Raw genomic sequence first — 13,913 nt, forward strand, 5'->3', positions numbered from 1 at the left:
GCCCCGTCCCCAGCCCGCGGAGGTCCCCCGCCCGCGGGACCTACGTCCCGACCCGGAACACGTCCCTGCGCCCCTTCGGGATGGACCTTCGGCCCTGCCGCGGGGGCGGGGGCCGCTGGTGAGGTGAAAGCTGAGGGGAAGGAGCGATCCATGCAAACCAGGTACAGGACTTCCGCGGACATCGCGGACGACATAGAGCGCGCCGTCGAGGACGCGCTGTGGGCGCCGTCGGTGCACAACACCCAGCCGTGGCGGTTCGGCGTGCGCGGCCCCCGCGTCAGCCTGCGCGCCGACCCGGACCGCCGCCTGGGCGTCGCGGACCCGAGGGGCCGGGAGATGCTGATCAGCTGCGGCGCCGCGCTGTACAACCTCCGGCTGTCGCTGCGCGCCCAGGGCTACGACCCGCTCGTGCGCCTGCTGCCCGATCCGGACCGCCCGCACCTGCTCGCCGACGTGGTCCTGGAGCCCGACGAGCCCGCGGACCGGCAGATCCTGCGGGAGCACGAGCAGATCCGGCGCCGGCGCAGCCATCGGGGCGCGTTCCGTCCCGAGACCGTCCCCGCCGGGGTCCTGTCGGCCATGCGCTACGACGTCGAGCGCGAGGGCGCCCGGCTGATCGAGGCGGTCGACCCGCACGTCAAGGGGGCCCTGGCCGCCCTGACCGACGCGGCCGAGCACATCCAGCGCCGCACCCCCGCGTACTCCACGGAGATCGGCCGCTGGGCGCCCTCGCCCAGGACGGCCCGCAAGGACGGCGTCCAGGAGGGCGCCTACCCCAGGCGGACTCCCGAGACCAGCCCGAACTTCCCCGCCCGCGACTTCGCCCGCGGCCAGGGGTGGGGCGCCGAACCCGCGCACCCGGAGGGGAAGAGCACGGCGGGGGTGGCGCTTCTCCTGGTCTCCGACGGCGACGGGCCCGCCGACTGGCTGCGCACGGGCCAGGCGCTGCAGCGGGCGCTGCTGAGGGCGGCCGAGGGCGACCTGGCGGCCGCCTTCCACACCCAGGCGCTCGAAGTGCCGGAGCTGCGCGCTTTCATCCGCGCCCACTTCTGCCGGGACGCCTACCCGCAGATGCTCCTGCGCATCGGGGCGCCGGAGGGAGAGGGGCTGGACACCGTCCGCCGGCCCGTCGCCGACGTCATGATCGTGGAGCCCTGAGCGGGACGGCTTCGGGGATGCGGCGGCCGGTGATGAGCCGGGGCCGGACGACGATGAACTGGTCGTGCTCGCCCGGCGCCCAGCTCCGCAGCGGGAGCGCGGACAGCCGGGCGATCTCGCCGGGCTCGGTGACGCGGCGGGCGGGTCCCACGGTGACCACCGACCAGCCCCTGCCGCCGTCCGCGTCGATCTCGTCGATCTCGAAGGCGACGATCGTGTCGGAGGCGGCGGTGGCCAGCCGCGAGGCCGATGACGTCTTCACCACGATGAGCTCGCCGTCGAAGACGAAGTTGACCGGTTGTACGGTGGGCAGCGCCTGGAGGGTGAACACGATCCGGCCGACCGTCGATCGGCCGAGCAGGGCCCGGCATTCCCCGTCGTCGAGGATCTCCATGCCGCTGTGGTCGAGGTGCATGACCCCAATGTGGTGCACCGGCGGCCCGGGCATCAGGGTCTAAGGTCCCTGACCTGACTTCTCGCCCCGGGGCAGGGTAATACTGGACCTGTGGTTCATGATTCGGGCGCCGGCCATGACCGGGCACGGCTGATCCTGCCGCAGCTGCAGCTGGACGATCTTCTGTCGGAGCTGCAGTCGAGGCTGGAGGCGGCGAGGTCCACCCGGGACCGGGTGCACGCGCTGCTGGAGGCCGTGGTCTCGATCGGCAGCGAACTCGACCTGGAGTCGGTGCTGCGGCGCATCACCGAGGCGGCCACCACCCTCGTCGACGCCCGCTACGGAGCGCTCGGCGTCATCGGCGAAGAGGGCGAGCACCTGGTGCAGTTCGTCACCGTGGGCGTCAGCGACGAGGAGATCGAGGCGATCGGCCACTGGCCGCACGGGCACGGGATCCTCGGCCTGCTGATCAGGGAGCCGCGCTCGCTGCGGCTTCCTGACCTCGGGGACCACCCCGCCTCCAGCGGCTTCCCCTCCAACCATCCGCCGATGCGGACGTTCCTGGGCGTCCCGATCCGCGTGCGGGACGAGGTGTTCGGCAACCTCTACCTGACGGAGAAGGCCGGCGGCGGCCAGTTCGAGGAGGAGGACGAGGTCGTGGTGATCGCGCTGGCCACGGCCGCCGGCGTCGCGATCGAGAACGCCCGCCTGTACCAGGAGACCCGCCGGCGCGAGCGGTGGCTGGAGGCGTCGGCCGAGGTCTCCACCGCGCTGCTGTCGGGCACCGACCCGCACGAGGTGACGACGCTGGTGGCGCAGCGGGCGCAGGAGATCGCCGAGGCCGACCTCGCGGCCGTGGCGCTGGTGGAGGAGGGCGGCGCGCACTTCGCGGTGGAGGCCGCCCGAGGGGAGGGCGCCGAGCGGCTGGAAGGGCTGCGGGTGCCGCTGGAGCACTCGGTGGCCGGGCCGGTGTTCACCGAGGGGACCGCCCTGCGGCTGGCCGACGGGGAGAAGGCGGCGCGCGATGCGAACCTGCCCACGCGGGTGCCGATCGGCCCGCTGCTGATCGTGCCGCTGGGGCTCGGGTCGGCGGCGCGCGGCGTCATCTCGGTGGTCAACCCGCCCGGCGGGGCGCTGTTCTCGGAGGGGACGCAGCGGCTGCTGGAGGCGTTCGCGGGACAGGCGGCGGTGGCCCTGGAGCTGGCCGAGCGGCGCCGGGACGCCGAGCGGCTGGCGCTGCTGGAGGACCGCGACCGCATCGCCAAGGACCTGCACGACACCGTCATCCAGCGGTTGTTCGCGACCGCGATGGGGCTGATGGCGGCGATCAAGATCACGCAGAAGCGGGAGGTCGCCGTCCGGGTGCAGCGGGCGGTGGACGACCTGGACGACACCATCCGGCAGATCCGGTCGTCCATCTTCGCGCTGCAGGGCCCCGAGACCGACGAGACGTCGCTGCGCAGCCGGGTGCACTCCCTGGCCGACAGGGCGGCGGAGCATCTGGGGTTCGCGCCCTCGGTGCGGCTCGACGGGCTGCTGGACACCTCGGTCGACGAGGAGATCGGCGAGCAGCTCCTCGCGGTCGTGCGGGAGGCCCTGTCGAACGTCGCCCGGCACGCGCACGCCACCGAGGCGGCCCTGACCATCGACGTCGGGGACGACGTGACGGTGCGGGTGGCGGACAACGGCGTCGGCATCGCCGAGGGCGGTCGCCGCAGCGGGCTCCGCAACATGGAGTCCCGCGCCGAGGGCCTGGGCGGCACGTGCACCGCCGAACGGCGCCCGGAGGGCGGCACGCTGCTGGTCTGGTGCGTCCCGCTCAAGCCCGCCTGATCTTCCGCACGCACCGGTCCCGCCGGCATCAGGGGCCGATGCGGTTGTCGAGGCGCGCCCACTCGGCGTCCCACGACCGGGAGCGGCAGCGGTCGCACCGCGCCCGGACGAGCCAGTAGAGGCAGAGCGCGGGCAGCCCCGTCGCGATGACCACGCCCGTCCCGTCCACCGCGGTGTGGATGACCGTCTGCGCGTGCCGGCGGGGCGGTGTGATCGAGACGCCGTCGGGCCCGGCCCACAGGATGAGGCGCTCCCCGACGCCGGCTCCCCGCCACGTCGTGTAGTCACCGGTCCGCCGGGTCCCGTCGGGTTCGGTCCAGGCGACCGTGACCGTGCGGCGGCCCCCCGGGTCCTGGACCTTCACGATGGTGGCCTCGACGCGGTGCCGTGTGGCGGCCTGCTGGCGCTCGGCCCGCACGCCCGAGCCGGACGCGGCCTGGACGGCATGGGCGAGCAGCGGCGGCGTCGCGCTGAGGAAGACGATGAGCAGGAGCAGTCCGAGCCGCCACTGGACCCGGTCCACGTGGCGCCGCAGGTCGTTGCGGTCGAAACCGCAACTGCGACGCCAGCGGTCGATCCGTGCTGTCCAGCGGCCGGTCCGTGCTCGCATGGTCGTCGCTCCCATGACGCCGTCCCTTCACCTTCCTTCCACCCTGACGCTACGCATCCGCCCTGGACGGCTTGCAGAGGCGGAAGCCCTACGCGGGAGGGACCTCCCGGGCCCTCCAGCCCTCGGAAGGCGGGACCTTGGTCCCGCCGATCATGCGCCGAACGTACCTACAGGCCAAGGGCGATCCAGGGTTGAGTCATGGGTGACGAGATCATCGATGCGATGGAAGGTGAGTGGCGATGGCACTCTCCGAGCACAAGACCCACGTGGGCCGCGACACCCTGATCCGGGTGGTGACCCCCAAGCCGCTGACCGAGTCGCACGCCGCCCGTTACGCGTGGGCCGCCGCCCGCCTCGCGCTCGGCTGGATCTTCCTGTGGGCGTTCCTGGACAAGACCTTCGGGCTCGGCCACGAGACCCCCGCGGCCAAGGCGTGGGTCGACGGCGGCAGCCCGACCGAGGGGTTCCTGGCGCACGCGACCGCCGGGCCGTTCGCCGGCTTCTACCACGACATCGCGGGAGCGGCCTGGGCCGACTGGCTGTTCATGCTCGGCCTGGCCGGCATCGGCGCCGCCCTCGTCCTCGGCGTGGGCATGCGGATCGCCGCCGCGGCGGGAGCCGCGCTGCTGGTGATGATGTGGTCGGCGGTCCTGCCCCCGGAGAACAACCCCTTCATGGACGACCACCTGGTCTACGCGATCCTGATCATCGGACTGGCCCTGGTCAGCGCCGGTGACACCCTGGGTCTCGGCCGCTGGTGGGGAGCGACCCGCCTGGTCGAGCGCCTCCCCTTCCTCAAGTGACCTGATCCGCGACACGAGGGGCGCTCTCCGCGAGCGCCCCTCGTACGCGTGTCCGGCAGGAGGGGACGGCGCGCCGGACGGCCGGGCGGTCGGGCGCGGTCGGGCGGGTCAGGCGGGACGCGGCGGGGGAGAATGCTCAGGCGGACCCGCGGGATGGAGGACGGCGAGGGCCTGGTCGACCGAGCGGGACAGGGACCCGCCGGTGTCGACGGCGGCCGATCCGGGCCAGGGCGCGGAGTCCGCGCGCATGGCGGCGGCGATGCCCGCGTCAGCGTCGGAGGCTCCCCGGGGACGGGTCCGCATCCGTTCGGCGCAGACGGCCTCCGGCGCTTCGCAGCGCAGCGGCGTCAGGCGCGCGTGCTCCCGCTCGGCGACGGCGGCGACGGCCTCGCGGTCGGCGTCCGACGTCCAGGAGGCGTCCAGGACGACCGTCTCGCCCATCCGGAGCAGCCGCGCGGCGCGCGCGGCCATCTCGCGGTAGGTGCGCCGGCTCCATTCCGGCGTGTAGATGCCGGAGCCGTAGGGGGCGCCCGCGGGGTCGGCGGGGGCCAGCCCGGCGAGCTCCTTGCGGATCCGGTCGCTGCTGAGCACCGTGCAGCCGAGCCGGTCGGCGAGCGCGCCGGCCAGGGAGGTCTTCCCGGTGCCCGGGAGCCCGCCCACCATGATCAGACCGACGCGGCCGGCGCGCAGATGGCGCAGCGCGACGTCGGCGTAGGCGCGGGCGTCGGCGGCCGCGTCCGGGGCGCCCTGGCCGTGGCGCAGGCACGCCACCTTGGCGCGGACGAAGGCGCGGTAGGCCACGTAGTGGTGGCGCAGCGAGGACGGGGCCGGGTCGGCGGCGTACTCGGCGTACCAGCCGAGGAAGCGTCCGGCGAGCTCCGGGGCGCCCAGGCGTTCGAGGTCCATCGCCAGGAACGCGGCGTCGTCCAGACCGTCCAGGTAGCGGAGCCGGTCGTCGAACTCCAGGCAGTCGAGGATCCGCGGGCCGTCCTCGAGGCAGAAGACGTCGCCGGCCAGCAGGTCGCCGTGCCCGTCGACCACGCGGCCGTCGGCGATGCGGGCGTCGAACAGGGGCTCGCGGCCGGCGAGGAACTCCTCCGCGAGGTCCTCGGTCTCGGCGGCGGCCGCGGCGTCCAGGACGGCGCCGTGGAACGGCCGGACCTGCTCGAAACTGTCGTGCCAGCGCCCTCGGACGGCGTCGCGGGTCTCCTCGGCCGCGATGCGGGGACCGCGCGGCGCCCTGGCGTGCCAGGCGGCCAGGATCCGGGCGGTGTCGCGCAGCGCGTCCCGCACCGGCGCGCCGGCCCGGACCAGGGTGGACAGGCGCCGGTCGGCGGGCATCCGCCGCATCACGACCAGATGGTCGCAGACGTCGCCGCCGGGCCCGCGCACGTCGGCGACGCCGAGATAGACGTCGGGGGCGAACCGCCGGTTCAGCCGGACCTCCTCGTGGCAGGCGCGCTCGCGCAGCTCACGGGTGCTGAAGTCCAGGAACCCCAGGTCCACGGGCTTCTTCAGCTTGTAGGCGCGGTCCCCGGCGAAGAACACCACGCCGATGTGGGTCTCGGCGACGGCGGCGTCCTCCATGGGCCTCATGCCCTCGGGTGGAGGGCGGGGCCGGTGTCGTCGTAGTCGTAGCCGAGGGTCGGGACGACGTCGACGACGCCTTCCGTGGCGGCGGCCATGCGCACGACGATCGGGATCAGGCTCTTCTGCTCCACGCGCCCGGTGAGGTGGACGACCCCCTCCTGGACGCGGACGTGCACCTCGGCGGGGTCCAGCCAGAGCCGGGAGACCAGGACGTCGTCGATGATCTCGTCCCGGATGTCGTCGTCGGAGCGGTGGAACACCGAGAGCAGGTCGCGGCGGGCCACGATCCCGGCCAGCCGGCCGTCCCTGACGACCGGCGCGGCCTTGAAGCCGTGGGCGTTCAGCACGCGGGCCGCCTCGGCGACGGGCGTGCCCGGCGCGACGGTGACGACCGGCGCGCTCATCAGCCCGCGGGCGTCCGCGGCGGTGGCCCTGGCCCGCGCCTCGTCCTGGGCGCGGCGCAGCAGCCGGGGCCGGCGCGGTCCCGCGCCGCCGCCGTACTCCTCCCTGCGCAGGAGGTCGGCCTCCGTGACGATGCCGGTGAGCCGGCCGTCGTCGTCCATGACGGGCACCGCGCTGATGCGGTGCTCGGCCATCGCGTCGGCGATCTCGGTGAAGGGGGTGTCCTCGGAGACCGTCACGACGGTCCTGGTCATGACGTCCCCGACCGTGCGGCGCTTCATGGCTCTCCTCCCGGGCTCGCCGCGGGCCTCAGAGGCCGTCGCCGGCGGTGGCCCTCTGGTCCGCGCAGATCACGACCTCGCAGCGCGCCCGCTCCCGCACGATCGGGACGGTGTCGCCGCCGAGCGGGTTGCCGTGCTCGGAGTGCGTCCGGGCGCCGACCACCAGAAGTTCGGCGCGCTCCGCCGCCCCGGCCAGCACCGGGCCCGGCTCGCCGTGCAGGACGCGCAGCCGGGTGGTCAGGTGCCGGGAGCGGGGGATGAGCCGGGCGACCAGGCGGCGCAGCCGCAGCCACTCCCTGATCGTGTTGAACGGGCGCCGCGCGGGGCCGTCGCCGGGCTCCACGACGCGGACCACGTCCAGGCGCGCGTGGCGTTCGGAGGCCTCGCGGGCGGCGCGGCGCAGCGCGGCCATGGAGTTGGGGGAACCGTCCACCCCGACGACGACGGACCGTTGTTCGGGCACGACCCACATCAGCGACCTCCCTCAGTCACCTCCACCCTCCCGCCCGGCGGGATCCGCGGGTCAGTGCCGAGCGTCCCCCCGAATTAGGACTTTTGGCCTGATCCGGGCATCCGGCGCGGGTCGGCGCCGCCAGATCATCCGGTGGCTCCCGGATGGAGGAGGGCCTGCGCGGCCACGAAGGCCGCAACGGCGAAGACCAGGTAGGCGAACCAGCGCCGCAGCCGGTCGGCGTCCAGGCGCCGGGCGAGGCGGGCGGCGGTGAGCGACCCGGCGACGGCCGCCAGGGTGAAGGCCGCGATGACGCCGTAGTCCAGCGTCGCGTCCCCGGCGTGCGCGGCGAAGCCGGCGATCGAGTTGACCACCACGATGACCAGGGAGGTGCCGACCGCCGCGGCCATCGGCAGGCCCAGCCCGACGACCAGGGCGGGGATGATGAGGAAGCCGCCGCCGACGCCGAAGAGCCCGGTCAGCACGCCGACGGCCGCGCCCGCGCCGATCGACTTGGGCAGGCAGGAGCGCCAGTCGACGCCGCCGCCGGGCAGGGCGCACGCCCCGCCCAGCCGGTCGCCTCCGGCCAGCATCCGCCAGCCCGCCGCCACCATGAGCGCCGCGAAGCCGAGCAGGACGGCCTGGTCGGGCAGCAGGCGGTTCAGGGCGGCGCCGCCGAAGGCGGCCACCGCCCCGGCGGCGCCGAAGACGCCCGCGATCCGCCAGCGCACCTGCCCGGCGTGGACGCGGGGCAGCGCGCCCGTGGCCGAGGAGATGCCCACGACCAGCAGGGACGCCGGAACCGCCGAGGCCAGCGGCAGGCCCGCGCCGTAGACGAGGGCGGGAACGGCGAGGATGGAGCCGCCGCCGCCGAGCAGCCCGAGCAGGACGCCGATCAGGGCGCCGAGGACGAGCGCGGTCAGCATGTCGTCACCTCCTTGGCGGACGCGGCCGGCGGGTCAGGGGCGCTCCGCGGCCAGCGCGCCCAGGACGGCGGCCATGTCGCACTTCGGCCCGCGGTTGTAGGGGAGCTTGGACAGGGCCATCCCCATGGCGCACGTGTTGGACAGGGCGGCGAAGGTGAGGCCGCCGCCGATGGCCGCCGCGAGCCACTTGGCGCGCGGGACGGTCGTGCTGGCCAGCACCGAGCCGAGCACGATCGAGCCCGCGACCAGGCGGACCTGGCGCTCCAGGTCCCAGCGGGGGCGTCCCGCGGCGACCGGTTCGCCCGCGGCCTGCCAGGCGCCGATGCCGCCGTGCAGGACGCGCAGGTTCGGCAGGCCCGCGGTCGCCAGCGCCCGCGAGGCCTGGCCGGCGCGCTGCCCGGAGCGGCAGACGAGCACCACCTGCTCGTCGAGGTGGGCGCGCAGTTCGGCGCGGTGCTCGCGCAGCAGGTCCAGCGGGACGTTGTAGGAGCCGGGGATGTGCCCGGTCTCGAACTCGCCCGGCGTCCGGACGTCGATGAGCCGCGGCCGGTCGACGGAGTCCAGGAGTTCGCGCAGGGCGGGGACGTCCACGGTGGACGCGGTGGGCGGGGTGGTCACGGAGTCTTCTCCTGTGTCGTGGTGTCGGATCGTCGTGCGGTGTGGTCGGTCCCGGTCAGCGGTCGGTGATGGTGAGGCCCGCGGGCGCGGCCTCGGAGTAGGCGTCGTCGATGTGCACGGTCGGGATTCCGGCCCGCTGGAGCAGGCTGGTGGCCGCGGCGGCCCGGTAGCCGGAGCCGCAGTGCACCCAGATCGTCCCGTCGGGCAGTTCTTCGAGCCGCCCGGTCAGCTCGGGCAGCGGGATGTGGACGGCGCCCTCGACGTGCCCGTCCCTCCACTCGTTGGACATGCGCACGTCCAGCACGGCGTCCGGCGGGGGGAGGTGCCGGGGGACGCGGCCGGCGCGGGCGGCGGCCAGGTCGCCGAACGTGGCGACGGGCGTCTCGCGCAGCCGGCCGGCGTCGCCGCCGGCCCACTGCTCGGGCTCCCCGGAGGCCGCCGCGGCCGGGCGGTCGACGCCGATGCGCGCCAGCTCCCGCTGGGCGGCGGCGATCTGCTCGGGGCTGTCGCCGAGCAGGGTGAGGGGCGCGCCCCACGGCGCCAGCCAGCCGAGCCACGTCGACATCGCGCCGTCCAGGCCGAAGCTGAGGGTGCCGGCCAGGTGCCGCTGCGCGAAGGCCTTGCGGGAGCGCAGGTCGACGACCCATTCCCCGGCGGCGATGCGGTCGCGCAGCTCGGCGGGGTCGGCGGTCCGGGCGGGAGTGAGGTCGAGCAGGTCGGCGCCGGCGCTGTTGCGGACGCCCATGTGCGCGTAGTAGGCGGGGTAGGCGTCGAGCCCGTCCAGGGTCTGGGTGACGAAGTCGTCGGCCTCCAGCCGCAGCGCCGGGTTGGCCCGCCGCTCCTGGCCGATGGTCGAGGACGCGGCGTCGGACTGGCTCGCCGAGCAGAAGCTGCCGAACCCGTGCGTGGGCCAGACGTGCGCGCCGTCGGGCAGCAGGTCGGCCAGCCGCCGCGCCGACGCGTGCTGCCGCTCGGCCAGCAGGTGGGCGTGCTCGGAGCCGAGGAGGTCAGTACGTCCGGTGGTGCCGAACAGCAGCGACCCGCCCGTGAAGACCCCCTCGGGCCCGCCGGGACCCGACAGGATGTAGGACAGGTGGTGGAAGGTGTGCCCCGGGGTGGCGACTGCGCGGATGTGCAGCGCGTCGGAGACGGCGATCTCGTCGCCGTCGGAGAGGGCGGTCCGCTCGAATTCGACGTCCTCGTCGGCCGAGAGCAGGTACGTCGCCCCGGTCGCCCTGGCCAGGGCCAGCCCGCCGGAGACGTAGTCGTTGTGCAGGTGGGTCTCGGCCACGTGCGTGATGCGGACGTCCAGCCGCCCGGCGAGGGCCAGGAAGCGGTCGATGTCGCGCTGCGGGTCGACGACCAGCGCCACCCGCCCGTCGTGGGCGAGGTAGCTGCGGTCGCCCAGGGACGAGGTCTCGACTACCTGGACATGTACCATCTGCGTTCACTCCTTATACCCCGGGGGGTATGCTTCGGTCAGATCGCGGCCATGGTCGTACCCCCTCGTCGAACGATGAGGGGCGGCCCTTTCGCCGTCCTCAGGAAAGGGCGAGGAAGAGCTTCTCCAGGCGCTCCGTGCTGATCGGCGGCTTCTCGCCGCGGTCGGCCGCCGCCTGGCAGTGCCGCAGCCCGGTCGAAATGATCTTGAACCCGGCCCGGTCGATCGCCTTGGACACCGCCGCAAGCTGGGTCAGCACCCGCTCGCAGTCGTCGGCGTTCTCGATCATCGAGATCACCCCGCCCAGCTGGCCGTGCGCCCGCCGGAGCCGGGTCAGCGCGTCCGCCAGGGCGGTCGCGTCCATCTCCAGATGCTCTTCCATCGTCCACCTCCGGCGCCCAACATACCCCCTGGGGTATCCGTTCGCGCGTGAGGTGCCTCACCCCCCGCCGGGACCTCCGGCAGGACGTTCGGCTCTACCTGCGAAGACTCCCGAAAACGAGGCTTGGGTCCAAGCGAGGAACCGTCAGCAGAGGAGGTGGCACCGATGAGCGAGATGCTGGTCGTCCACCGTGAGGACGACGCCTTCGCGGTGATCGTCCGCGACCACGTGATCCACGTGGACCAGCCGTACATGGGGGGAGGCATGGACGCCGGGCCGACGCCGGTCGAGCTGTTCGTGGCGTCCCTCGCCGCGTGCACCGCGCACCACGCCCGCCGCTACCTCAAGGCGCGCTGCCTGCCCGCGAACGGGCTGGAGGTCGCCGTCGACTACGCGATGAGCCCGGAGGGCCCCGCCCGGGTGTCGCGCGTCGAGCTGCGCCTGCGCCCTCCCGTCCGGCTGCCCGACCGGGACGTGGGAGGACTGATGGCGGCCGTCATGGCCTGCACGGTCCACAACTCGATCCTCGACGCCCCCCGCGTCGGCGTGCGCCTGGAGAGCGAGCTCACGGCGGCCTGAGCGGCGCCGGAGGTCCCGCCGCCGAGGGCCGTTCGGCCCTGGGGAGCGGATCCCGCGGGCGGTGGAATGGAGGCGGACCGAGGAGGAGGGCGTCATGAGCCACGTCGTCGTCGGATACGACGGAACGAGTGAGAGTGACCGCGCCCTGCGCTGGGCGGTGGAGGAGGCCCGGTTCCGGCGGCTGCCGCTGACGGTGTGCCACGCCTGGCAGTGGCCGTATCCGATCCACTTCAGCGACCGCGAGGGCGTCGCCATCGTCCGCCGGATGGGGGAGCACATGCTCGACCACGGCGTGGCGCTGGCGCATGAGCTGGCCCCCGGCCTGAAGGTGCGCAAGCGGCTGGACACCGGAGGCCCCTCGCTGGCGCTGCTGAACCAGGAGCCGGACGCGGATCTCCTCGTCGTCGGCTCGCACCCGCCGGAGGAGAGGTCCGTCGGGTCCACCGCGCTGCGGGTGGCGGCCCAGGCCGACCATCCGGTCGCGGTCGTGCGCTCGGCCTCCTCTCCCGACGGTCTCGTGGTCGTGGGCGTGGACGGGTCCCGGGGCGCCGACGCGGCGCTGGCCTTCGGGTTCGAGGAGGCGGCGCTCCGCGGCTGGCGGCTGCGGGCGGTGTACGGGTGCTGGGATCCGGGTGCAGCGCCCGACGACGACCTGTCGCTGTTCGGCGATGAGGACAAGCTCCGCCACGTGTGCGGAACGGTCCTGGAACGGGCGGTCGCGCCCTGGCTGGTGAAGTACCCCCTTGTGCAGGCCGCGACGTCGCTGGTGCTCAGGTCGCCCCGCGAGGCCCTGCTGGAGGCGGCGGAGAGCGCGACGCTGACGGTGGTGGGCTCGCGCGGCGCCGGCGCCGTCAAGGCCCTGACGCTCGGCGCGACGAGCGACGCGCTGCTCAAGCACGCGCCCTGCACGATCACGATCGTCCCGCAGCGGGCCGGATGACGCCGGACGGCGCAGAACACCGAAGGTAGGCGAGCCAAGTGAGCATGGTGACCGCGGCCGATCTGGCACGCGAGCCGTTCTTCGACGGTATGCGGAGCCCGGACCTGACCAGGCTGGCGAAGGCGGCCCGGCACACCGACATCCCCGCGGGACGCCGCATGTTCGCGGAGTCCGCCGCGGCCGAGCGGTTCTGGCTCCTGCTCGACGGGAGCGTGGCCGTCGACATGAACCTTCCCGACGGCGGGACCCTCGTGGTCGACACCTTCGGGCCCGGGTCGGTGGTGGGCTGGTCATGGCTGTTCCGCCCGCACCGGTGGCGGTTCGGCGCGGTCGCGAGCACGCCGGTCCAGGCGATCGAGTTCGACGGCCGGCTGGTCCGGACGCTGAGCGCCGTCGACCCGTCCCTCGGCTACGAGTTGACGCGCCGCTTCGCCGAGCAGGTCGTCGGCCGCCTGGAGGCGACCCAGACCCGGCTCGCCGAGGCCGCCCCCGGCGCCCTGGGCCGCGCGGTATGACCCTTCAGACGCCGTGACCCTTCAGACGCTGTGACCCTTCAGACGCTGTGACCCTTCAGCCGGGGCGGGCGGCGTGTCAGTCGCGGGGGCGGACGACGGCGACGGGGCAGTGGGCGTGGTGGACGACGCCGTGGCCGACCGATCCGAGCGGGAACGAGCGGCCCCGGGACCCGACCACGACCAGGTCGGCCTCCGCCGAGGCCTGCGCGAGCGTCTGGACCGGGTGGCCGGTGACCACGTCCTCGACGACCTTGAGGTCCGGGGCGCGCCCGCGCCACGGCGCCAGGGCCGCGGCCAGGCGGTCGTAGCGGCCGTTGGCGGCGAGGTGGACGTCCGCCCCCGAGCCGGCGGCGGGCCGCCAGGCGTGCAGCACGCGGAGCCGGGCGCCGCGGGCGGCGGCCGCGGCGAACGCGTGGCCGAGCGCGGGGGCGGGGTCCTCCGCCAGGTCCAGGCCCACCACGACCTCGCCGATGGGGGTGTCCGAGTGGCCGCGGACGATGACCACCGGGCCCGGGTAGTGCCCGGCCAGGTGAAGACCGGTGGAGCCGAGCAGCAGCGAGGCGAAGCCGCCCCGGCCGCGATGCCCGACGACGACCTCGGCGGCCTCGCCGGCGTAGAGCCGCAGGCCGCCTGCCACGGTCCGGTCGTGGACGAGCATCGTCTCGACCTTGAGGCGGGGGTGCCGCCGCAGGGCCGCGTCCCGCCCGGCGCGCAGCACCGGGTTCCAGGCGTCGACGAGTGACTCGGCGTCGCCGCCCGTGTCGCCGGGCGCGGTCCTCGTCGGGGTCTCCAGGACGTGGAGGACGTGCAGTTCCTTGCCGAGGCGCGCGGCCTCGTCGGCCGCCCAGCCGATGGCGCGTTCGGAGGAGGCGGAACCGTCGGTCCCGACCAGGACCGCGCGATCGCCTGCGGTGCCCGACGATGGGGGGCCGTCAGGCCCGAAGGAGGAGGGCTTTGCCATGAACACAGCGTCGTCCGCGCGGTCGCTCG

The 13,913-nt window shown here is 74.6% G+C and carries 16 protein-coding genes; 6 read left to right on the plus strand and 10 right to left on the minus strand.

Annotated elements, in window-relative coordinates; translation table 11 throughout:
- Positions 1–150: 150 nt before the first annotated feature.
- Entirely contained in the window at positions 151–1,158 is a 1,008-nt protein-coding gene (locus ABD944_RS02845) for an Acg family FMN-binding oxidoreductase (protein ID WP_345172032.1), read from the plus strand.
- Here ABD944_RS02845 and ABD944_RS02850 read toward each other — a convergent pair.
- Complete coding sequence (locus tag ABD944_RS02850) at positions 1,139–1,573, minus strand: pyridoxamine 5'-phosphate oxidase family protein (RefSeq protein WP_345172034.1); 435 nt, start codon at positions 1,571–1,573, stop codon at positions 1,139–1,141. The genes ABD944_RS02845 and ABD944_RS02850 overlap by 20 nt on opposite strands.
- Before the next feature lie 90 nt (positions 1,574–1,663).
- On the opposite strand from ABD944_RS02850, the gene ABD944_RS02855 reads away from it, so the two are divergent.
- Positions 1,664–3,385, plus strand: coding sequence for a sensor histidine kinase (locus ABD944_RS02855; RefSeq protein ID WP_345172036.1), 1,722 nt, complete (start codon positions 1,664–1,666; stop codon positions 3,383–3,385).
- A gap of 28 nt (positions 3,386–3,413) precedes the next feature.
- Here the strand turns inward: ABD944_RS02855 and ABD944_RS02860 are convergent, their stop codons facing one another.
- A complete protein-coding gene (locus ABD944_RS02860) occupies positions 3,414–3,995 on the minus strand; it encodes an Rv1733c family protein (protein WP_345172038.1) in 582 nt (193 codons plus the stop codon).
- Between the two features lie 239 nt (positions 3,996–4,234).
- On the opposite strand from ABD944_RS02860, the gene ABD944_RS02865 reads away from it, so the two are divergent.
- Positions 4,235–4,798 (plus strand): hypothetical protein, encoded by a 564-nt coding sequence (locus ABD944_RS02865; protein ID WP_345172040.1) that lies wholly within the window; start codon positions 4,235–4,237, stop codon positions 4,796–4,798.
- 108 nt (positions 4,799–4,906) lie between these two features.
- Here ABD944_RS02865 and ABD944_RS02870 read toward each other — a convergent pair whose 3' ends face one another.
- The 7 genes from ABD944_RS02870 to ABD944_RS02900 form a co-directional block, all read right to left on the minus strand.
- Entirely contained in the window at positions 4,907–6,394 is a 1,488-nt protein-coding gene (locus ABD944_RS02870) for a bifunctional aminoglycoside phosphotransferase/ATP-binding protein (RefSeq protein WP_345172042.1), read from the minus strand.
- Positions 6,391–7,071 (minus strand): CBS domain-containing protein, encoded by a 681-nt coding sequence (locus tag ABD944_RS02875; RefSeq protein ID WP_345172044.1) that lies wholly within the window; start codon positions 7,069–7,071, stop codon positions 6,391–6,393. The genes ABD944_RS02870 and ABD944_RS02875 overlap by 4 nt, the downstream gene beginning before the upstream one ends.
- 28 nt (positions 7,072–7,099) lie before the next feature.
- Complete coding sequence (locus tag ABD944_RS02880; protein ID WP_345172046.1) at positions 7,100–7,543, minus strand: universal stress protein; 444 nt, start codon at positions 7,541–7,543, stop codon at positions 7,100–7,102.
- 125 nt (positions 7,544–7,668) lie between these two features.
- Positions 7,669–8,448, minus strand: a complete 780-nt coding sequence (locus tag ABD944_RS02885; protein WP_345172048.1) for a sulfite exporter TauE/SafE family protein — start codon at positions 8,446–8,448, stop codon at positions 7,669–7,671.
- Positions 8,449–8,481: 33 nt separating this feature from the next.
- Positions 8,482–9,066 (minus strand): rhodanese-like domain-containing protein, encoded by a 585-nt coding sequence (locus ABD944_RS02890; RefSeq protein WP_345172050.1) that lies wholly within the window; start codon positions 9,064–9,066, stop codon positions 8,482–8,484.
- A 55-nt stretch (positions 9,067–9,121) separates the two neighbouring features.
- Positions 9,122–10,507: an MBL fold metallo-hydrolase gene (locus ABD944_RS02895; RefSeq protein WP_345172052.1), complete on the minus strand. Its 1,386-nt coding sequence runs from the start codon at positions 10,505–10,507 to the stop codon at positions 9,122–9,124.
- A 100-nt stretch (positions 10,508–10,607) separates the two neighbouring features.
- A complete protein-coding gene (locus ABD944_RS02900) occupies positions 10,608–10,889 on the minus strand; it encodes a metal-sensitive transcriptional regulator (protein ID WP_345172054.1) in 282 nt (93 codons plus the stop codon).
- A 165-nt stretch (positions 10,890–11,054) separates the two neighbouring features.
- On the opposite strand from ABD944_RS02900, the gene ABD944_RS02905 reads away from it, so the two are divergent.
- The 3 genes from ABD944_RS02905 (at position 11,055) to ABD944_RS02915 (ending at position 12,923) form a co-directional block, all read left to right on the plus strand.
- Entirely contained in the window at positions 11,055–11,468 is a 414-nt protein-coding gene (locus ABD944_RS02905; protein ID WP_345172056.1) for an OsmC family protein, read from the plus strand.
- A 94-nt stretch (positions 11,469–11,562) separates the two neighbouring features.
- Positions 11,563–12,408 (plus strand): universal stress protein, encoded by an 846-nt coding sequence (locus ABD944_RS02910; RefSeq protein WP_345172058.1) that lies wholly within the window; start codon positions 11,563–11,565, stop codon positions 12,406–12,408.
- A gap of 44 nt (positions 12,409–12,452) precedes the next feature.
- Entirely contained in the window at positions 12,453–12,923 is a 471-nt protein-coding gene (locus ABD944_RS02915) for a cyclic nucleotide-binding domain-containing protein (RefSeq protein WP_345172504.1), read from the plus strand.
- A gap of 76 nt (positions 12,924–12,999) precedes the next feature.
- On the opposite strand, the gene ABD944_RS02920 is transcribed toward ABD944_RS02915, so the two are convergent.
- Entirely contained in the window at positions 13,000–13,884 is an 885-nt protein-coding gene (locus tag ABD944_RS02920; RefSeq protein ID WP_345172060.1) for a universal stress protein, read from the minus strand.
- Positions 13,885–13,913: the final 29 nt, after the last annotated feature.

Origin of the sequence: Actinomadura verrucosospora (assembly GCF_039540335.1) — a bacterium.
In the GTDB taxonomy this organism is placed as follows: Bacteria; Actinomycetota; Actinomycetes; order Streptosporangiales; family Streptosporangiaceae; genus Spirillospora; species Spirillospora verrucosospora.